The following is an 18,433-nucleotide window of genomic DNA, read 5'->3' as shown; positions in this document are numbered from 1 at the left end:
AGAAATCGGTGAAACCGATAGGCTGTGCACATGTGGTGACGGATACTGTTTCGACCGACGGGATTGCCGGTCGGGGCGGCCAGAACCACAAGGAGATACACGTCGTGCCTTGGTCAGTCGTGTTCAGGGCGTTGGTGCTGGGGATGTGGATGGTGGGGGCGCAAGCCGCCGAGCCGATCAACATCAACCGGGCTGATGCCCAGGCGCTGCAGCAGGGATTGACGATGGTCGGGGCCGTCAAGGCAGCGGCAATCGTCGAGCACCGGCGCAGACACGGCCCGTTTCACCGCGTCGAGGACCTGACGCAGGTGAAAGGGATAGGGAAAGCCATCGTCGAACGGAATCGACAGCGGATCACCGTCGGCAGCGGGATGTTGCCAGCGGATCCGGTACCCGGATCGGTACCGGTGCGCTCCGTACCCAGGCGTTGACAGCAGGATCGTCGGGACCGGCAGGAGGCTGGTTCACCGGACACGGACAGGAAGGCCGTGACCACCGACCGTCGCAGGGATGCGGCACCAATCACCAGGATGGTGGCATCACAGACCTGTGGAAGGGGCTGAGATACAAACAGGACGAACGCGGTCGCGTGCAGGATGCAACGCCGCCCTCACAGCGCAGGATGCGAGGGGGCGGCAGCAGACCGACAAGGATGTAACGAGTGCCCGGTACGACACATGGCTGTGTCGCCGGGCATTTCTCTTTCTGGCAGGGGCACGGTGTGGTCGAGGCATGCACCGCCAATGGTGTAGGTTGAGGGTTCCCCCACGGATTGGAACCTGCTGGATGCGCCTGCCCCGTCTGCCCCGTCTGCCCCTGATGCTCGCACTTGCCCTGGCCCTGCCCCTGATAGCGCAGGCGGCGACGCCGGCTGCCAAGAGCACCACTGCCACCGCCGAGGTGCGTGGCCCGACCGATCTCAAGCCCGGTGAATACCTGTGGCACCCGGAAGTGTCGCCGGCCGGGCCGATTGTGCTGGTGGTCAGCCTGGATGAGCAGCGCGCCTACGTGTACCGCAACGGTATCGCCATCGGCCTGAGCACGATCAGCTCGGGCAAGACCGGGCATGAAACGCCGACCGGGGTGTTCACCATCCTGCAGAAAGACAAGGACCACAAATCCAACCTCTACAACAGCGCGCCGATGCCCTACATGCAGCGGCTGACCTGGGACGGCATCGCCCTGCACGGCGGCAGCCTGCCCGGGCACCCGGCCTCGCACGGCTGCGTGCGCCTGCCGCAGGCCTTCGCGCAGAAGCTGTTCAGCGAAACCCAGCGCGGCGACACGGTGGTGGTGGCCGATGCCAAGAGCGCACCGATGACCCTGGCCTATCCGGCGGTGCTGGCCCCGGTGAATGCGCGTGGCCAGGCCCTGCCGGAAACCGAAGGTGCGAGCCCGGGCAAGGCCTGGTGGGATGATGCGGCCGCACCGAGCGGCCAGGTCGGCATTCTGGTCAGCCTGCACGACCAGCGCCTGTACGTGCTGCGCGACGGCGTGATGATCGGCGAATCGCCGCTGCGTGCCGATGCACTGCCGGCATTCCAGGGCACGACCCTGTTCGTGATGGGCCAGGGCTTCAGCGCAACGCCGAGCCCGCTGGACACCCAGCAGCGCCTGCACCAGTGGACCGCCTACCCGCTGCTGGGCCAGGACCGTGCGCAGGCCACCCCGGACCTGCTGGCCACGCCGTCGCTGCCGATGGCGCTGCCGGCCGATTTCGCCCGCCAGCTGTACCAGGTGCTGGTGCCGGGCACGACCCTGCTGGTCACCTCGCTGCCGGCGGTGCGCCCAAGCGCGGCTGAATCGGGGTTGCAGCCGGTCTTGGAATCCGAGCCGGCCACGCCCACCTCGAAGAAGTCCTGAGTGAATACCGTGTGCCCATGATTGCTTCACGCACGCGCTGGCGGGTCGCCTGCGGTCTGCTCGCGTTTCTTGCCGCGGGTGGCGCGATGGCGGCGGCACCGCCGGCCACTGCAAGCACCGACGACCTGACCGCGCTGCTGGCGCGCACGGCGCCCAACGCCGACCGCCACGTACTGAAGCTGGCGGCTACGGCACTCCGCTGCGCGCTGCAGCGGCCGGAACTGGGCATCAAGGCCGAGCGGCTGGGCGTGATCGATTATTCGCGGCCGTCCACCGAGCAGCGCCTGTGGGTGTTCGACCTGGCGCGGCAGCGGCTGCTGTTCGAGGAATGGGTGGCGCACGGCCGCAACAGTGGCGGCAACCGCACCGAACACTTCTCCAACCGTGATGGCAGCTTCATGTCCAGCATCGGTGCGTTCACCGCGCAGGAAACCTACATGGGCGGCAACGGTTATTCGCTGCGCCTGGATGGGTTGGAGCCAGGCTTCAACGACAAGGCGCGCGACCGGGCCATCGTCATCCACGGCGCGCCCTACGTGAACCCGACCATGGCCCGGCTGCAGGGTCGGCTCGGCCGCAGCCTCGGCTGCCCGGCCGTGCGCCTGTCGGTGTCGCGGCCGCTGATCGATTCGCTGCGCGGCGGCACCCTGGTGTTTGCCTACTATCCCGACCCGCAATGGCTGCAGCACTCGCAGCTGCTGTCGCCGCAGTGTGGTGAAGCAGGCGGCGTCGCTACCCGGTGATGCGCGATCGCGCGCGGCATGATGCAATGCGCGCATGGACATGGATTCTCTGCTGCGCACCCCGAGCCAGGTGATTTCCAGCCTGGACTACCGCCGCGAACGCTGGCGCAATGGCTTGGGCTGGACCCGCGAGATCCTGCGCCTGCCCGCGCAGGGCGATGACTGGGCGTTGCGCCTGTCGGTGGCCGAGATCGAACAGGACGCTGCGTTTTCCGCGTTCCCCGGCGTGGAGCGCGAGCTGGTGCTGCTGCAGGGCAATGGTGTGCGCCTGCGTTTCGCCGATGGTCGCGTGGCCGAGGTGCTGCCGCCACACGGTCGCGTGCGCTTTGCCGGTGAAGAAGCGCTGGACGGCGAGCTGGTCGATGGCACCACCCACGATTTCAACCTGATGTGGAAGCGCGGGCGGTTGCAGGCGGAGCTGCTGCATCGGCCGTTGGTAGGTTCGATGTTCTTCTTCTGCGAACCGGGCGTGGCCTGGGCGTTGTACCTGCTGGCCGGGCATGCGGAATTCGGTGCGGACAGTGGGTTGCCGCCGATGCAGGCCGGGGATGCCGCGTGGTTGGGTGCCGGTGAAAGGCGGCGGCATGCGTTGCAGGGCGGCGGCGAGTTGTTGGCGATACGGGTAACGACCGCCGGCTAGCGCCGGGCCATGCCCGGCGTGATGGGGTGTCATCCACGCATGGCGTGGATCTACTAGTAGACGTCGCGCCGGTAACGACCGGCCAGCAGCAGCGCTTCCTTGCCGTCGGCACCGAGCACCTGTTCGATCACTGCGTCCACCGCGGGGGCCATGCCCTGCAGGCTGCCACAGACCAGGATCGTGGCGCCTTCCTCCACCCATTGCCGCAGCGTCGCGGCCTCGGCCAGCAGTCGGTCCTGCACGTAACGGTGCGCGCCGCCATCGCGACTGAACACCGCATCCAGCCGGGCCAGCGTGCCGTCGGCCAGCATCGCCTGCAGTTCGTTGCCGAAATGGAAATCGTGTGCGGCCGAGCGTTCGCCGAACAGCAGCCAGGTGCGGCGCGCGCCATGGTGGGCACGTTCGTGCAGGTGCGCGCGCAGGCCGGCGATGCCGGTGCCGTTGCCGATCAGCAGCAGCGGCACCTCGGCCGCCACGCCGTGGAAATTCTGGTTGCGGCGCAGGCGCAGCTGCACGGGCTGCTGCAGCGCGGCGTGGTCGCACAGCCAGCCACTGCCGATGCCCGGCGTGCCGTCGGCGCGCAGCTGGCGGCGCAGCAGCAGTTCCAGTGCGCCATCGGCCATCACCGAGGCAATCGAGTATTCGCGGTGCGGCAGCGGCTGCAGTGCAGCCAGCAGCCCGGGCAGGTCGCCCGGTGCCACCAGGCTGGGCAGGTGCGAGCGCACGACGCGATCCAGCAGGGTGCTGCCATCGTCCAGGGGCAGTTCCGGATTGAAGTGGCGTTCGACCAGCCAGGCGCGCGTGCTGTCCTCGGCATGCTGCGGGCCGACTTCGGCGATATCGCCGGCCTGCCACCGCGCATCGCTGTCGGCCGGTGGCTGCAGGCGCAGCCAGTACACCGGCCCGCCGAGGCTGCCGGGGTTGAGGTGTTCGCGCTGCAGCAGCGGCCACGGCTGGTAGTCGGCCGGGCTCCAGTCGGGCAGTTCGCTGGCGCCGCCGCCGATCTGCCCCAGCAGCTGCTGCCAGTGGCGCAGCGCGGCCGGATCGGCGTTGTCGACGTCGATCGCATCGAACATCGGGTGCGCGCCGTGCTGGCGCAGCCAGTCATCGAGCTGGTGGCCGAACGCGCAGAAGTGGCCGTAGCTGCGGTCACCCAGTGCGAGCACCCCGAACTGCAGGTGGCCCAGCGTGGGCGCAGTACTCATCACCCGGCGCAGGAAGGGCAGGGCGTGGTCGGGGGCATCGCCTTCGCCGGTGGTGCTGGCGATGAACAGTGCACGCTGGCTCTGCGCCATCAGTGCAGCGTCGACTTCGTGCAGGCCGCGCACGCGCACCGGCAGGCCGGCGGCGCGCAGGGCCTCGGCGCTGCGTTCGGCCAGTTCGCGGGCAAAGCCGGTCTGGCTGGACCATACCAGCAGCAGGGGGGCGACATCACCGCTGGCGGCGTCATCGCGCGGGCGGCCGCGCCACCACAGTGCGGTGCAGGCCAGCGCATACAGCGCCGTGGCCAGCAGCGCGCCCTGCCAATGCCGCGCAGGCGGTGCGCCCTGCCACCAGGTTTCGCCCAGGTGCAGGCGCAGCAGTGCGTAGCCGGCCACGGCCAGCAGCACCATCACGATCAGGTTGCCGAGCATGGCGCGCGACGGTCGACCGCTCATGCGGCCTGCTCGTCGAGCAGGCGCTGGAAGGCGCTGCTGAGATGTTCGCGCGGGCCGTCGATGGCCCGTTCCAGATAGCGTGCGGCCAGGCCTTCGCGCTCGGCCAGGGCCAGGCCCTGTTCGCGGCCGAGGACGGTCAATGCGGTGGCCCAGGCATCGGCGTGCATCGCATCGTCGGCCACCACGGTCACGGCGGCGGCGACCTGGCGCACCGGCATGCCGCTGCGCGGGTCCAGACTGTGGCTGTAGGCCTGGCCATCGGCCTGGTACTGGTGCCAGCGGTCGCCGGAGGTGGCCACGGCCTTGCCGTCCAGTGCCAGCACGCGCGGCGGCGTGTCGGTGTGCGCGTCTTCTTCCGGCGCCGATTCCACCAGCACGCGCCACGGTTGCCCATCGGGTTTGCGGCCGTAGCCGGCCAGTTCGCCGCCCACTTCGATGAGCGCAGCGGTGATGCCCTGCGCGCGCAGCCAGGCGGCAACGTGGTCGACACCGAAGCCCTTGGCAATCGCAGAGAGATCCAGTTCCAGGCCACCGGGTTGCAGCAGCGCGTCATCGCGCCACTGCAGCTGCTGCCAGCCGCAGCGGGCACGGGTGGCCTGCAGGGTGGCGGCGTCGGGCACGCGGCGAGGGCCGGCCTGTGCACCGAAACCCCAGAGCGCGACCAGCGGGCCCAGCGTCGGATCGAACGCGCCCTCGCTGGCGGCGGCAATGGCCTGCGCGGCGGCCAGCACATGGCGGGTTTCGGCCGGCAGCGCGCACCACTGGCCGGCGTCGGCGCGGTTGTAGCGGCCAAGGTCCGAGCCAGCTTCCCAGGTGCTCATCTGCGCGACCACCTCATCCAGGCGCGCCTGGATGCCGGCATGCAGCGGGTGCAGGTCGCGCTGGCGGGGGACCACCAGCGACACACTCCAGGTGGTGCCCATGGTGGTGCCGCCGAGGCGGGCGATGTCGAGCAGGGAATCGGTCATGGCGGGCGTTGCAGGCGCGATGCCGGGATGGGGGCCCGGCACCGCGGTCCACGTCATTGCGGCAGCACTTCCAGGGTGGCGACGTAGCTCAGGCGGCGCTTGGCGGCCTGCTTCACCGAGGTCTTGTTGTCTTCGGTGCCGGTTTCCAGCCAGTACATGCCGGCTTCCGGCCAGGTCACCTTGATCTCGCCCTTGGCGTCGCTGGTCAGCTTCAGCTCGTCCTGCGCGTTGCGGTAGCGGGTGGCGCCACGCACGATCTCGAATTCCAGGCCGGCGGTCGGCTTGCCATCCACCAGCACGCGGAAGGTGGCTTCCTCGCCGGCGAACAGATCGTTCGGATGGCCCACGGCCACCAGTTCGATGCCGCGGTTGGTTGGCTTCAGCGCGGTGTCGTTCGGCGCGCCGTTGGTGACGAAGGTTTCCACGCGACCCACCGACTGGCTCACTTCCAGCTTCTTCGCATCCTTGGGCAGTTCGCCGAAGGTCGCGGCGGTGCCGCGCCAGCGCTTGCGCTCGCCGTTCTGTTCGTAGGTGGCGAACAGGCCGTCATTGACCGAGGCGATGCGGTAGGTGCCCTGCTGCTTCAGTTCCAGATCGAACACGCTGCGGTATTTGCCGGTGGCCGGGTTCTGCGGCTGCACGTTGCTGCCGTCCGGCGCGGTGATGACCAGCGATTCCAAGCGCAGCGGCACGTGGTTGAAATAGAACAGGTCGTTGGAGACGGCGCCGTCGACGGTGATCCACGGCGCGTTGCCGGCGATGACGGTCTGCGAGGGCAGCAGCCAGGCCTTGTGGGCCAGGGCGGAAAACGGAAGAGCAGCGGCCAGGGCGGCGGCTAGGACGAGCGTGCGCTTCATGCGGAAGACTCCAGGGACGTTGGGTGGGTGGGGTCAGAGCCCTTCCTGCGGAAGGGATCCGACCCCGGGTCAGGCAATCAGGGTTTTACGGCCAGGGTGACCTGGCCCAGTTCGGTGGCGCCCTGCGCCTTGCCGTTCTGCGCGGCAGTGGCCGGCCAGGTGAAGGGGATCTTCAGCAGTTCGCGGCCGCCGACTTCGCGCACCGCTTCCACCACCAGGGTGTAGCTGCCCGGGGCCAGCTGCTTCAGTGCCGGCTGCTGGTCGCTGAAGGACAGTGCGTGCTTGCCGGCCGGGCGGGTCGGGCCGGTCACGCCGTCGACCGGCACCTGCAGGGTGCGGCCGCTCTTGCGCCACCACTGGCGCAGGTCGGGCAGCCACTTGCTGCCATGGCCTTCGCTGTTGCCGGTCTGCTGGTACCAGACCGACAGGTTGGCGGCGACCTTCTGGTCGGCGCCTTCCAGCCACACGGCCACATACGGGCGGTGGTATTCGGCGACGTTGAGCTTGGGCACTTCGACGTTGATGTCGAGGGTGGCCGCATAGGCCGGCGAGGTGGCCAGCAGGCCGCTGAGGGCGATGGTGAGGGTGACGCGCATGGGGCGGCTCCGGAGGGAACGGATGGAAGTCAGTGGATCAGCAACAGGGCGATCAGCAGCGGGATCATCAGGCCCAGGCCGACCAGCGGCCAGGTCATGCGCCGCTGCCGCGCATGCAGGTGCAGCAGGAACAGGCCGGTGATGCAGAACACCAGGCAGGCCACCGCGAACAGGTCCAGGAACCAGCCCCACGCCGGGCCGGCATTGCGGCCCTTGTGCAGGTCGTTGAGGTAGGACACCACGCCGCGCGAGGTCGATTCGAATTCCACCGCACCGCTTTCGCGGTCGATGCTCAGCCAGGCGTCGCCGCCGGGGCGCGGCAGCGACAGGTAGATCTCTTCCGGCGACCATTCGGCGGGGCGCCCGCCGATGCCGATGTCCAGCTGCGCATCCAGCCATTGCCGGGCGGGCAGCGGAATGGGCGCTTTGCCGTCTTCGCGGTCACCCAGCGCGCCCAGCAGCTCGGCCGGCAGTTCCAGCTTCTGGTTCTGCACCTGCGGCGTGGCTTCGATCTTAGCCGCGTGGTTCAGGGTCAGGCCGGTGGCCGCGAACAGCAGCATGCCGATCAGGCACACCGCCGAGCTGATCCAATGCCACTGGTGCAGCGTACGCAGCCAGAAGCCACGGCTTTGTTGCTGCTGCACGGCGGAAGAGGCAGGACGGCTCACGGCGTTTTTCGGGGCGGGTGAAGACTACCCATTACAGCATTAATGAGAATGGCTCGCAATTAGATGTCGTTGTGTATCCCGTGCGGAGGAGCCCGGGTAGTGCCGGCCGCTGGCCGGCAAACCCGCAATGCCGGCCAGCGGCCGGCACTACCCCGAGCGCGGTCAGAACTTCGCGTTCAACGAGATCCAGTAACTGCGGCGCTGGTCCTTGGTCGCATAGTCATCCACGCAGTTGAACTCGCTCTGGCTGATCAGCAGGCACGACTGCGAGACGAAGTTCTTGTCCAGCAGGTTGTTGATGCGTGCATTGAAGGTCAGCCACGGGGTGGCGTCCCAGCTGCCGCCCAGGTGGAAGATCGTGTAGTCCTGGTAGTAGCGGTTGTGGCTGGCGCCGTTGGCATCGAGGATCGTGTCGCGGTAACGGTCGTAGCGGCCTTCGCCGATCAGCGACAGGCTGATGGCATCGTTGAGCTGCCAGTTGAGGCTGGCATTGGCCATGTGCTTGGCCGGGGTGGTACCGGCGATCGGCAGGCCCTTCTGTGCGCCGCTGGTCTGCTCGCTCTTGGTCCACGTGTAGTTGCCGCGCAGCTGCAGGCTGTCGAGCAGGTCGACGTGTGCGGCCATTTCCACGCCACGCGTTTCGGCCTTGTCGATGTTCACGCTCTGGGTGAAGGTGCTGTAGCCCAGTTCCGCCCAGCCCGGGCCGATGTCCACGCAGTAGCCGCTGCCGGCCGGGGCCACTTCGCAGTTCGGGAAGGTGCCGCCACTGGCGATCTTGTCCTCGAATTTGTTGATGAAACCGGTGACGTTCAGGCCCCAGCGCTGGCCTTCGTAATATGCGGCCAGCTCGTAGTTGGTGCTGGTTTCCGGCTTCAGGTTGGGCGAGCCCACCAGCGGCAGCACGCCCTGGCCGCCGAAGCCGCTGATGCCGGGGAACAGCTGGTCCGGGCGCGGGGTCTTGTAGCCGGTGCTGACGCCACCCTTGAGGGTCCAGGCGTCACTGGCATTCCACACCAGGTAGCCGCGCGGGCTGACATGGCTGCCGAACACGTTGTGGTCGTCGTAGCGCAGGCCGAAGGTCGCAGTCAGGGTGTCGGTCAGCGACCAGTTGTCCTCGGCGAACAGCGCCCACATGCGGTGCTTCTGCTTGGTGTTGCTGCGGTAGCCGGCGCCATCCATGCCGAACACGCCGTCGATCATGTCGGTGTCGTTGTACTGGCCGCCGACGGTCAGCTTGTGCGCGCCGAAGTCCAGGTCGAGCATCGTGTCCAGCACGTAGCCTTCCAGTTCCATGGTGCGCAGCGGACGCGGCAGGAAGGCCTGCAGGCGCGCCATCTCTTCGGCGTTGAGCGCACCAAGTGCGTTGGCGCGGCCGGCCGCGCAGTTGCTGGCGGCGCCGGTGCGCTGGCAGACATCGTTCCACAGGGTCTGCAGGTTGGCGCGCTCGTCCAGGGTGAGCGGCAGCGAGCGGCCGAGGTTGTTGCTCTTGCTGTGGGTCAGCGAGGTCTGCCACGTGCCGAAGCTGTAGCGACCCTGGTGGGTCAGCGACAGCTGGTCGCGCTCGTAGCGCTGGTAGGCGGTGTAGCCCACGCGCGGCTGCACCACGCGGCGGGTGATCGTGCCGCTGCCGTTCGGGTTGGGGATGACCGCGTTGCCGACGCGCCACAGGCTGGCCAGGCTGTCCAGGGTGCCGGTCTGGCCTTCACTGTTGTCGTACTTCTGCCGCGAGACGTCGTAGTCCAGCCACAGCTCGTGGTCGTCGTTGATGCGGAAATCCAGGCGCAGGCCGGTGTTCCAGTTGGTGTTGGCCACCGACTTGCCACCGCCACCGAAGCCGACGCTGCGCTCCCACAGCGTGCCATCGGGCAGGGTCAGCGCATCCCATTCGGGGTTGGAGGCCTTGGCGTCGTAGTAGCTGCCGCGCACGGCCATGCTGACGCGGTCCTTCAGCAGCGGGCCGCTGAGGTAGACATCGGTGGTGCGCGCGTCGCCGAACTGGTCGTCCTGCTGCACGGTGAAGCCCTGGCTGAGCGAGCCGTGCCAGCTGTCCTGGTTGCGGCGGGTGATGATGTTGATGACGCCGCCCATCGCATCCGAGCCGTACAGGGTGGACATCGGGCCGCGCACCACTTCGATGCGCTCGATGGCGTCCAGCGGCGGCAGGTAGGAGAACTGGCCGCCGCCGAAATTATTCGGGTACAGCTGGCCGACGTTGCTCTGGCGGCGGCCGTCGATCAGCACCAGGGTGTATTCGGACGGCAGGCCACGCATGGAAATGGTCGCGCGGCCGTTCTTGTCGGTGGCTTCCAGGCCGACGTCGATGCCTTCGACATCGCGCAGTGCATCGACCAGGCTGGTGTACGGGCGCTTGGCCAGTTCCTCGCGGCTGACCACGCTGATGCTGGCCGGCGCATCGACCACCTTCTGTTCGAAACCGGCGGCGGTGACCACCACCTTGTCCAGGGTCTGCGGGGCGGCGGCCTCGCCGTTTGCGAAGGCGGGGCTGGCGAAGGCGGCCAGCACGGCGCTGGTCAGCAGGTGGCGGGACAGGGACGAACGGACACGATGGCGCTGGGCCATGGCAGTAACCTCGAGAGATGCAGGGTGATGCGATGCCGGGCGCGGAATGCGCGGCATGCACGGGTAGCCCCGGTCAGGGGCAGCAGGGATGCAGCGGGGGATGGAGCAGGCAGCGGCGCGCAGGAGCGACCGCAGGCGCGGTCACGCGGGGCCGGAGATCAGGCCAGCGGTGGCGCTTGGCCGCGTTGCTGGCGGCGCCCGGGCGCATCGGCCCAAGGCATGTCCGGCGCGGCCAGCGGCCAATGCGGACGCACCCCGGCGTTGGCCGGGGCGAGGGGAAGCAGATCCAGTTCGCTGCGCAGCCACTGGCTGGCCAGCAGCAGCGGCGGTGGCGGCGCCTTGTCAGCCGTCTTGGTCGGCGTGCAGACGCAGCGGCGCAGCTTGGCCGGCGCGTCTTCTTCCACCGGCACTTCACCCCCGCGGCCTTCCATCGGCTGCTGCCAGGCCTGCGCAGCGGCGTCAGCCTGCCCGTGCGGCAGCAGCGGCAGGGTGCCCAGCAGCAACGCCAGCATCGCCACCCACAACAACAGGCTGGCCAGCGCCGGGCGATGACCGCGCATGGCGGTACCGAACTGCACGAGGCGAAGCGGGCGAGGGCGGAACGGGCGACGCAAAGTGGGCTACCCTTGGGCTAGGCCGGACCATCCGGCGTCAACGGGGCGTGATTGTAATGAGAGCCGTTAGCAGTTGCAAATGAGAACGATTGTCAAAATTGCGTTGTGGCCCGCCGCCGCCCTCAGACCTCGCTCCAGCGCCGCAGCAGGTTGTGGTACACACCGGTCAGCTGCAGCACCGCGCCGGCATCGCCGCCGGTCTGCCGCAGGCGTTCGATGGAAGTGTCCATTTCCCACAGCAGGCGCCGCTGCGCATCGTCGCGGACCATGCTCTGCACCCAGAAGAACGAGGCCACGCGCGCGCCACGGGTGACCGGGTTGACCTGGTGCAGGCTGCTGGACGGGTACACGATCAGATCGCCGGCCGGCAGCTTCACTTCGTGCTCGCCGTAGGTATCGCTGATCACCAGTTCGCCGCCGTCGTACTCCTCCGGCGCGGACAGGAACAGGGTGCAGGAGATGTCCGAGCGCAGCTGTTCGCCCTGGCCCAGGTTCATCACCGCGCCATCGACGTGGAAGCCATAGGTGCCGCCGCCGCTGTAGCGGTTGAAGCGCGGCGGCAGGTATTTCAGCGGCAGCGCGGCACTGAAGAACTGCGGGTGGCGGGCCAGCGCGACCAGGATGATCTCGCCCAGTTCGCGGCGCAGTGGCGAGGCCTCGGGCAGCTGCTGGTTGTGCTTGGCCTGCGCGCCGAGGTGGCCAACGGTCTCGCGGCCGTCGGTCCAGTCGGCGGCATCCAGCTGCTGGCGGAAGCGCGCGACCTGTTCGGCGCTGAGGATGTCGGGGAGGTGCAGCAGCATGCGGAGTTCCTCAGTGAGGCGAGGGCGCGACCAGGGCGCGCACCTGCGGATGCGGGGAAGCGGCCAGCTCCGGCACGATATGCGCCATGAACGCCGGGCTGCCGTGGGCCAGCGCCTTTCGCAGCCAATGCACGGCCTGGTCGACCTGGCCGGCCTGCAGCAGGATCGAGGCGTAGTTGGCCTGGCCGCGGAAATCGCCGGCCTCGGCCGCGCGCTGGTACCAGGCCAGCGCAGCCTGCGGGTCGCGCTCGATCTCCAGGCCGTCTTCCAGGTGGCGCGCCAGCAGGTTCATCGATTTGGCATGGCCCAGGTACGCCGCGCGGGTGTACAGCGCCAGCGCTTGTGCACGGTCCTGGCTGACGCCGCGGCCGGTGGCCAGCAGGTTGGCCAGGTTGTACAGGCCCCAGTCCAGGCCGGTGTCGGCCGCGCGCCGGTACCACACGGCTGCCAGGCTCGGGTCGGCCACCGTGCCCTGGCCCAGTTCATGGCAGCGGCCAAGCATGTTCATCGCCATCGGCGCGCCGTTGTTGGCCGCAGTTTCATACCAGAGCAGGGCCGCATCGGCGTCCTGCGTGGTGCCGCGGCCTTCCATGTGCAGCTGCGCAAGCAGCAGCTGGGCTTCCACCTGGCCGGCCTGTGCGGCCGCATGCACGTGGGCGAACGCGGCTGCCGGGTCGTGCTGTAGCAGCGCGGCCAGGGTGTCGCTGTCGATGGGGGCGGGGGACGCCATGCGTGCAGTATCACCGTAAACAAAAACGGCGGCAGGAGAACCTGCCGCCGGGTAGTGCCGGGGTTACATCAGAACGTGACGTTCAGTGCGAGGGTGGCCGAGCGACCCGGGGCGATGCTCGCGTAGTGCGAGGCGTAGGCCTTGGTGAAGTAGGTCTTGTCGGTCAGGTTCTGCACGTTCAACTGCACGCTGATGTTGTCCTGGATCGCGTAGCTGGCCATCGCATCGAAGCGCGTGTAGCTGGGAATCCACTTGGTGTTGGCCACGTCGCCGTACTGCTTGTCCGAGTAGTTGGCACCGGCGCCGACGGTCAGGCCGAACGGGAAGCGGTAGGTGCTCCACAGGGTCGCGCTGTGCTTGGCGGTGTTCGGGAACACGTTGCCGTTGTACGGCGACGGGATGTAGATGCCGCTCGGGCAGGTACGGCCGGACACGGCGCAGACGTAGCCGTTGTCCTTCAGTTCCGAATCCAGGTAGGTGTAGCCGCCGTACAGGCTCCAGGCATCGGTCAGCTGGCCGGTGAAGCCGAGTTCGACGCCGTTGATTTCCTTCTTGCCGGCGTTCTGGCTGGTGCCGTTGTCGACGGTGACGCGCGCGTTGTTCATCACCGTGTGGAATACCGCAGCGGTCAGGTTCAGGCGGTTGCCGAACAGGTCCCACTTGGTGCCCAGTTCCAGGTTCTTCGTATCCTGCGGCTTGAGGTCGGCCACGGCCGCGCTCAGGCCATCGGAACCGTCACCACCGTCCATGCCCGGCGGGGTGGAGGAGGTGCCCCAGGACAGGTAGATGCTGCCGTTGGCCGCCGGCTTGAAGACCACGCCGGCCTGGTAGTTCAGGAAGTCGTTGTCATTGCGCACGCGGGTCGGCGCGGCGTTGGCGACCGGGGTGGTCAGGGTGGTGCTGAAATCGTCGTAGCGCAGGCCCAGGTTGACGCTCCACTGCGAGGTCAGTTCGATGGTGTCGAACAGGTAGGCCGAGGTGGTTTTCGTGCGCTGCTCAACGTCCAGCGCCTTGTCGCTGCGGTACACCGCATGGGTGGCCGACCACGGATCGTTCGGGTTCGGGTTGGCGAAGTCGGTGCAGTTGTAGCCGGTGGCCGCGCCGCTGGTCGGGCACTTGCTGCTGTTGGTCAGCGGGTTGTTGGTGCCCGGGGTCATCAGGTAGCTGCCGCGGGTCATCTTCTCGTCGCTGTATTCCGCGCCGGCGCTGTAGCTGTGCTTCAGCGCACCGGTCTGGAAGGCGCCGGTCAGGCTCAGCTGGTCGGCGAAGCTCTTGACGTCCACCGCGCGGCTGTTGGTGCGGCGCCACAAGGTGCCGTAGTTGTTCGGGTTGCCCTGGCTGTCGTCCGGCTGGGTCCACAGGTAATCGTTGCTGGTGTTGCCCAGGCGCGCGATGTTGCGCAGCTTGTGGCCACCGAAGTCATAGCTGCCATCCAGGGTGCTGATGTCGGCGCGGGTGCGCTGGAAATCGCGGTCGACCAGGCCGTAGTAGTTGTTGCGGTCGGGCACCATCGGGCGGCCGTCGACCCACTTGGATACCGGCGCGCCGTTCGGGTTGCCGTACGGGAAGCCGCCGGCGTCGGGCAGGTCGTCGCTTTCCATGTGGTAGTGGCTGGCGATCAGCTGTGCCGGGCCGTCCAGGCCGAAGGCGATGGACGGTGCAATGCCCCAGCGGCTGACATTGGCCGCGTCACGGCCGGCGATGTCCGACTCGTGCTTCATCAGGTTCAGGCGGGCGGCGATGCCATCGCCCAGCATGTAGTTGGCATCGACGGTGCCGCGCGCGTAGCTGTCGGTACCGATGCCCATGCTGGCGCTGGTCTCGTTCTTCAGCTTCGGGGTCTTGCTCACCAGGTTCAGGCTGCCGCCGCCGGAATCGCGGCCGCCGTAGGCCGAGCTCGGGCCCTTGACCACTTCCACCTGTTCCAGGTCGAAGATTTCGCGGGTCTGCGAACCGACGTCGCGCAGGCCATCGACGAACATGTTGCTCTGCGAGTCGAAGCCGCGGATGAAGGGACGGTCACCGGTCGGGTTGCCGCCTTCGCCGGCACCGAAAGTGATGCCGGGGACCATGCGCAGTGCGTCCTGCAGGTTGGTCGCACCGGTCTCGGCGATCAGCTTCTCCGACACGATCGACACCGACTTGGGGGTGTCCAGCAGTTCGGCGGTGAACTTGGGCGAGGACGGATTGAACCAGCTGCCGCGCACCTGGATCTTGTCCAGGTCGGTGGCCTTGCTGGAGCCGGCATCGTCGGCTGCCTGTGCGGCCAGCGGCGCGAAGCCGGCGGCGAGGGTGGCGGTGGCGAGCAGCGAAACGCGCGGGGCGTGCTTGCGGGAGGTGATGTGGGTCATGGGCTGGGTACGGGTGACGTGGCTATCGAATGAGCGCGAGCCGCCGCGCGGTGATGGCGTGGCAGCGGGTGCGGGATTGGGATCTGGGTAGCGGCAGGCGATGCCTGGCGGGCAGTACAGACGGCGCAAGGCGCGCGGCAACGGCCGCGGGGCGCCTCAGCAGGCGTGCGGTGCGGGGGGCGCGTGGCCGGGGTTGAGGCGCAGTGTCGGGTCGGGCTGCTGCCAGCGCAGGGCATCGGAAGGCCACAGCGGTACATGGGCGACCAGCGGCGGACGCGCCGGGGTCACGCCAGCGCAGGCGGCGCCAGCTTCAGCGTCGAACGGCTTTTCAGGCGCGGGGGCGACGTGGTGCGGGCAGCCTTCGCCGGCCGGGGCGGGAGCGGGCACGGCCTGCGCACTCTCGTCCAGCTGGGCCTGCCAGCCGCCCTGGGCACCGACGCTGTCTGTACCGCGGCCTTCCTGCAGTGCCGACCAGCCCAACCACAGCGTCAGCAGCGCGGCCACAAGCAGGGGCAACCCCTGTCGGGCGAGCTGGCACAACGTGGCGGTGGGCGCGGGCGAGGCCATGGCGCAGTCGGTGACAAACCGTTACGAATCCGTTGCGCAGGATAACATCAACGATAATGATTCGCATATGCGCGCTTGGCAGGGGTAGTTGGGCGGCGCGCAGGGGGCCTGGGGGAGGCAGTAGATCCACCCCATGGGTGGATGGCGGTCGGCAGGGGGCATCGGCGCCCCCGCTCGGATCAGTCCCGGTCGTCGCGGGTCCAGATCGCGTCGTGCTCGCGCTTGGTCGGGAACTTGGGTACCGCGGTATAGGCCGGGGCGCACAGGGCACGGCCATCACGCACATCGAACCGGGCGCCGTGCAGCACGCACTCGATGCTGCCTTCGGCGGTGTTGAATTCGCCCGAGGACAGCTCGAATTCCTCGTGCGTGCACTGGTCTTCCAGCGCATACAGCTCGCCATCGAGGTTGAACACCACGATCGGCGTGCCGGTCACTTCATCGAACACGCTCTTCATTTCGCCCGGCAGCAGCTCGGCGCCGGCGCAGACGAAGGTCCAGGTGTCGCTCATGCCGAAGCCCCGGCCAGTGGCTTTTCCAGGATTTCAAAGCGCAGGTCGTCGCGCTTGGGAATGCCGAAGCGTTCGTCGCCGTACGGGAAGGGCTTCTTGATGCCGGTGCGCTGGTAGCCACGGCGCTCGTAGAAGGCGATCAGTTCATCGCGCACGTCGATCACCGTCATCTGCATGACCGGCACGTTCCATTCGCGCGCCGCATGGGTTTCGGCTGCTTCCATCAGCTGCTTGCCGACGCCACCGCCCTGCTGGGCCGGGTCGACCGAGAACATGCCGAAGTAGCCCTTGCCGTCGACATCGGCGACGTGGGCGCAGGCGACCAGGCAGCCCTCGCGTTCAGCCAGCAGGATGGTCGAGCGCGGGCGGTCCAGGTCGCCCTGGATGCCCTCGGCGTCGATGCGGGCGCCGTCCAGCAGGTCGGCCTCGGTGGTCCAGCCGGCGCGGCTGGCGTCGCCCCGGTAGGCCGAGGTGACCAGGGTGATCAGGGCGGGGATGTCGGCCGGCGTGGCGGCACGGAAAGTCAGGGTGCTCATGCCGCCATTCTAGGTGGGGCGGGGGCGCCCGCAAAATGGTGCGGGGTCAGATCCCTTCTGCAACGCAGGAGGGCTCTGACCCCCCATCCCCTTCAAAACAGCGGCAGTATGGGAACGTGGATCCAGGGAGGATCTTGAGGACATGACCATGCGATTCGACGCTGTTGTCTCTGTTCGCTTCCTGTCGAGCGCCGAGGGCGGGAGGCGGGGTGACATCGTGGGGCAGGTATACGCCTGCCCGCTGTTCGTGGCGGGCCGTGCATTTGAGTGCCGCGTGCTGTTGCAGCAAGGCCGCGCCGTGCTTGGGGACAGCTACGAACTTCCCGTTGCGTTTCTGTGCCCGGAGGAGGCGCTTGCCGTGGCCAACGAGGGAGCCGATGTCTCGCTGTGGGAGGGAAGGACGATTGCCAGTGGCCGGATACTGCGTGTCCTGCCCACGAACACCCTGATTTCGGCAGTGGGGGCGATGTCCCTTCGCACTGCGGATCTGCACGGCAGCGCTGAGGAATGACCAGAATGATGCATGCCTGGGAGGCCATGGCTACCGCGTTTCAGAGGTCGGGCCAGCCGAAGTTGGCGATAGCGGTGCTTGCGGTGTCGGCGTGCTCAGGGCAGACCGACACGGTCGTGGTCGTCAGCAACGTGGGCTCCCAGCGCATCGATGCGGTGCAGCTCGACGCTGGCGGACAAGTGACTGGACTCGGGGTGATCGATGCCGATGCACAGGTGTCGATGACGCCGGTGGTCCAGCAGGACTCGTCCGTATCGGTGCGCTATCGGGAAGCCGGCCGCGACGTTGCGTGCCACGGTGATGTGTACCTGACGCAGAACCTGCGCGCACGCATCGAGGTGCAGGTGGGCGAGGGCACGTGCAAGGTCGTGGACGTCACCCGCTAGCCGGGTGACCGAAGTCAGATCCCTTCTACCTACCCGGCGCCAGGCAGTAGCCCGACTGCCGCGCGCGCGGCGCTCGCAGATGCTGGGGTCATATCCCTTTCGCAGCGCGAAAGGGCTGTGACCCCACCAGCGTCTCCTTCAACCGCCGCTGCGACTGCAATGCCCGCCGTATCACCGCCAAGTCACCCGCTGGAACACCCTGCTCGATGAACTCCGCATAGCGGCTGCGCCGCGATTCCACATCAGCGGCAATGAGCTCGAACGCCGAATGCGGCGCGAGCAACGCATTCGCCCGGCCTTGTGCGTTGGCACGATAGCTCGACCAGCGATAGTCTCCGGGGTGCGTAACCATCCCCGCCCGCACCGGGTTGAGCTCGATGTAGCGCTGGCAGGCGAGCAGATACCGATCCGTATCAATCACCGTGGAATGGAAACGTCCTTCCCAGAGGCTGCCAGTGCGGCGTTCGCGCTCATTTACATGGCGCACGTAGGTGCGGTTCACTGCCTGCATCATCCGTGACATCCCGCCGGGTGCGTCGGGAGTCACAAGTAGGTGGACATGGTTGCCCATGAGCACATAGGCGTGAATCCTGCAGCGGTGTTCGTGCGCGCAATCGCGAAGCAGACCCAGATAAAGCGCGGGGTCACGGTTGCTGAAGAAAACGACCTGGCGGTCATTTCCGCGCTGGACGATGTGTTGCGGGAAGCCGGGGGCATCAATACGACGCGGCCGTGGCATGGGTGTCTCCGGAAGCCAAGGGGTCAGAGCCCTTCGCTGCGCGAAGGGATCTGACCCCAAGCATTCGCCAGAGTGACGTGCGTGACAGTCGGTTGACTACGTGACGTTGGGTAG

General features: G+C 67.9%; 20 protein-coding genes. 6 read left to right on the top strand and 14 right to left on the bottom strand.

What is annotated here, in order from left to right; translation table 11 throughout:
• The first annotated feature begins 35 nt into the window (after positions 1-35).
• From VER16_RS14340 to VER16_RS14325, 4 genes are all read left to right on the top strand, one after another.
• Positions 36-431: a ComEA family DNA-binding protein gene (locus tag VER16_RS14340; protein WP_324809254.1), complete on the top strand. Its 396-nt coding sequence runs from the start codon at positions 36-38 to the stop codon at positions 429-431.
• Between the two features lie 355 nt (positions 432-786).
• Complete coding sequence (locus tag VER16_RS14335; RefSeq protein ID WP_324809252.1) at positions 787-1,863, top strand: L,D-transpeptidase; 1,077 nt, start codon at positions 787-789, stop codon at positions 1,861-1,863.
• A 17-nt stretch (positions 1,864-1,880) separates the two neighbouring features.
• Entirely contained in the window at positions 1,881-2,606 is a 726-nt protein-coding gene (locus VER16_RS14330; protein WP_414716053.1) for a murein L,D-transpeptidase catalytic domain family protein, read from the top strand.
• Positions 2,607-2,640: 34 nt separating this feature from the next.
• Positions 2,641-3,246: a HutD family protein gene (locus VER16_RS14325; protein ID WP_324809250.1), complete on the top strand. Its 606-nt coding sequence runs from the start codon at positions 2,641-2,643 to the stop codon at positions 3,244-3,246.
• Between the two features lie 53 nt (positions 3,247-3,299).
• Here the strand turns inward: VER16_RS14325 and VER16_RS14320 are convergent, their stop codons facing one another.
• The 13 genes from VER16_RS14320 to VER16_RS14260 form a co-directional block, all read right to left on the bottom strand.
• Positions 3,300-4,904 (bottom strand): sulfite reductase subunit alpha, encoded by a 1,605-nt coding sequence (locus VER16_RS14320; protein WP_324809248.1) that lies wholly within the window; start codon positions 4,902-4,904, stop codon positions 3,300-3,302.
• Positions 4,901-5,872: an FAD:protein FMN transferase gene (locus VER16_RS14315; protein ID WP_324809246.1), complete on the bottom strand. Its 972-nt coding sequence runs from the start codon at positions 5,870-5,872 to the stop codon at positions 4,901-4,903. Before VER16_RS14315 ends, VER16_RS14320 begins: the two co-directional genes overlap by 4 nt.
• A gap of 53 nt (positions 5,873-5,925) precedes the next feature.
• Positions 5,926-6,729 (bottom strand): DUF4198 domain-containing protein, encoded by an 804-nt coding sequence (locus tag VER16_RS14310; protein WP_324809244.1) that lies wholly within the window; start codon positions 6,727-6,729, stop codon positions 5,926-5,928.
• Between the two features lie 77 nt (positions 6,730-6,806).
• On the bottom strand, positions 6,807-7,325 hold the full coding sequence (locus tag VER16_RS14305; protein WP_324809242.1) for a DUF2271 domain-containing protein: 519 nt from the start codon (positions 7,323-7,325) through the stop codon (positions 6,807-6,809).
• Between the two features lie 29 nt (positions 7,326-7,354).
• Entirely contained in the window at positions 7,355-7,993 is a 639-nt protein-coding gene (locus tag VER16_RS14300; protein WP_324809240.1) for a PepSY-associated TM helix domain-containing protein, read from the bottom strand.
• A gap of 162 nt (positions 7,994-8,155) precedes the next feature.
• A complete protein-coding gene (locus VER16_RS14295) occupies positions 8,156-10,573 on the bottom strand; it encodes a TonB-dependent receptor domain-containing protein (RefSeq protein ID WP_324809238.1) in 2,418 nt (805 codons plus the stop codon).
• Positions 10,574-10,731: 158 nt separating this feature from the next.
• A complete protein-coding gene (locus tag VER16_RS14290) occupies positions 10,732-11,133 on the bottom strand; it encodes a hypothetical protein (protein ID WP_324809237.1) in 402 nt (133 codons plus the stop codon).
• Between the two features lie 176 nt (positions 11,134-11,309).
• Positions 11,310-11,987, bottom strand: coding sequence for a Fe2+-dependent dioxygenase (locus tag VER16_RS14285; RefSeq protein WP_324809236.1), 678 nt, complete (start codon positions 11,985-11,987; stop codon positions 11,310-11,312).
• A 10-nt stretch (positions 11,988-11,997) separates the two neighbouring features.
• A complete protein-coding gene (locus tag VER16_RS14280; RefSeq protein ID WP_324809234.1) occupies positions 11,998-12,717 on the bottom strand; it encodes a tetratricopeptide repeat protein in 720 nt (239 codons plus the stop codon).
• A 68-nt stretch (positions 12,718-12,785) separates the two neighbouring features.
• Positions 12,786-15,068 (bottom strand): TonB-dependent siderophore receptor, encoded by a 2,283-nt coding sequence (locus VER16_RS14275; RefSeq protein WP_324809232.1) that lies wholly within the window; start codon positions 15,066-15,068, stop codon positions 12,786-12,788.
• Positions 15,069-15,224: 156 nt separating this feature from the next.
• Positions 15,225-15,635, bottom strand: coding sequence for a hypothetical protein (locus VER16_RS14270; protein WP_324809230.1), 411 nt, complete (start codon positions 15,633-15,635; stop codon positions 15,225-15,227).
• Between the two features lie 179 nt (positions 15,636-15,814).
• Positions 15,815-16,147, bottom strand: a complete 333-nt coding sequence (locus VER16_RS14265; RefSeq protein WP_324809228.1) for a non-heme iron oxygenase ferredoxin subunit — start codon at positions 16,145-16,147, stop codon at positions 15,815-15,817.
• A complete protein-coding gene (locus VER16_RS14260; protein ID WP_324809226.1) occupies positions 16,144-16,683 on the bottom strand; it encodes a GNAT family N-acetyltransferase in 540 nt (179 codons plus the stop codon). The genes VER16_RS14265 and VER16_RS14260 overlap by 4 nt, the downstream gene beginning before the upstream one ends.
• A 142-nt stretch (positions 16,684-16,825) precedes the next feature.
• On the opposite strand from VER16_RS14260, the gene VER16_RS14255 reads away from it, so the two are divergent.
• A complete protein-coding gene (locus tag VER16_RS14255; RefSeq protein ID WP_324809224.1) occupies positions 16,826-17,194 on the top strand; it encodes a hypothetical protein in 369 nt (122 codons plus the stop codon).
• Positions 17,195-17,199: 5 nt separating this feature from the next.
• Positions 17,200-17,580 carry a hypothetical protein gene (locus VER16_RS14250; protein WP_324809222.1) on the top strand — a complete coding sequence of 127 codons (381 nt, stop codon included), beginning with the start codon at positions 17,200-17,202 and terminating at the stop codon, positions 17,578-17,580.
• An 88-nt stretch (positions 17,581-17,668) separates the two neighbouring features.
• On the opposite strand, the gene VER16_RS14245 is transcribed toward VER16_RS14250, so the two are convergent.
• A complete protein-coding gene (locus VER16_RS14245; RefSeq protein ID WP_324809219.1) occupies positions 17,669-18,319 on the bottom strand; it encodes an REP-associated tyrosine transposase in 651 nt (216 codons plus the stop codon).
• Positions 18,320-18,433: the final 114 nt, after the last annotated feature.

Source organism: Stenotrophomonas sp. (genome assembly GCF_035634915.1).
Classification (GTDB): Bacteria; Pseudomonadota; Gammaproteobacteria; order Xanthomonadales; family Xanthomonadaceae; genus Stenotrophomonas.
This window is presented reverse-complemented; position numbering and strand designations above follow the sequence as displayed.

Bases quoted from the DNA above. Each gene is read 5' to 3' on its own strand.
- VER16_RS14330 (WP_414716053.1), top strand. From the start codon at position 1,881: ATGATTGCTTCACGCACGCGCTGGCGGGTCGCCTGCGGTCTGCTCGCG.
- VER16_RS14310 (WP_324809244.1), bottom strand. From the start codon at position 6,729: ATGAAGCGCACGCTCGTCCTAGCCGCCGCCCTGGCCGCTGCTCTTCCG.
- VER16_RS14335 (WP_324809252.1), top strand. From the start codon at position 787: ATGCGCCTGCCCCGTCTGCCCCGTCTGCCCCTGATGCTCGCACTTGCC.
- VER16_RS14250 (WP_324809222.1), top strand. From the start codon at position 17,200: ATGATGCATGCCTGGGAGGCCATGGCTACCGCGTTTCAGAGGTCGGGC.
- VER16_RS14325 (WP_324809250.1), top strand. From the start codon at position 2,641: ATGGACATGGATTCTCTGCTGCGCACCCCGAGCCAGGTGATTTCCAGC.
- VER16_RS14315 (WP_324809246.1), bottom strand. From the start codon at position 5,872: ATGACCGATTCCCTGCTCGACATCGCCCGCCTCGGCGGCACCACCATG.
- VER16_RS14270 (WP_324809230.1), bottom strand. From the start codon at position 15,635: ATGGCCTCGCCCGCGCCCACCGCCACGTTGTGCCAGCTCGCCCGACAG.
- VER16_RS14305 (WP_324809242.1), bottom strand. From the start codon at position 7,325: ATGCGCGTCACCCTCACCATCGCCCTCAGCGGCCTGCTGGCCACCTCG.
- VER16_RS14320 (WP_324809248.1), bottom strand. From the start codon at position 4,904: ATGAGCGGTCGACCGTCGCGCGCCATGCTCGGCAACCTGATCGTGATG.
- VER16_RS14285 (WP_324809236.1), bottom strand. From the start codon at position 11,987: ATGCTGCTGCACCTCCCCGACATCCTCAGCGCCGAACAGGTCGCGCGC.
- VER16_RS14255 (WP_324809224.1), top strand. From the start codon at position 16,826: ATGACCATGCGATTCGACGCTGTTGTCTCTGTTCGCTTCCTGTCGAGC.
- VER16_RS14260 (WP_324809226.1), bottom strand. From the start codon at position 16,683: ATGAGCACCCTGACTTTCCGTGCCGCCACGCCGGCCGACATCCCCGCC.
- VER16_RS14275 (WP_324809232.1), bottom strand. From the start codon at position 15,068: ATGACCCACATCACCTCCCGCAAGCACGCCCCGCGCGTTTCGCTGCTC.
- VER16_RS14245 (WP_324809219.1), bottom strand. From the start codon at position 18,319: ATGCCACGGCCGCGTCGTATTGATGCCCCCGGCTTCCCGCAACACATC.
- VER16_RS14265 (WP_324809228.1), bottom strand. From the start codon at position 16,147: ATGAGCGACACCTGGACCTTCGTCTGCGCCGGCGCCGAGCTGCTGCCG.
- VER16_RS14280 (WP_324809234.1), bottom strand. From the start codon at position 12,717: ATGGCGTCCCCCGCCCCCATCGACAGCGACACCCTGGCCGCGCTGCTA.
- VER16_RS14290 (WP_324809237.1), bottom strand. From the start codon at position 11,133: ATGCGCGGTCATCGCCCGGCGCTGGCCAGCCTGTTGTTGTGGGTGGCG.
- VER16_RS14295 (WP_324809238.1), bottom strand. From the start codon at position 10,573: ATGGCCCAGCGCCATCGTGTCCGTTCGTCCCTGTCCCGCCACCTGCTG.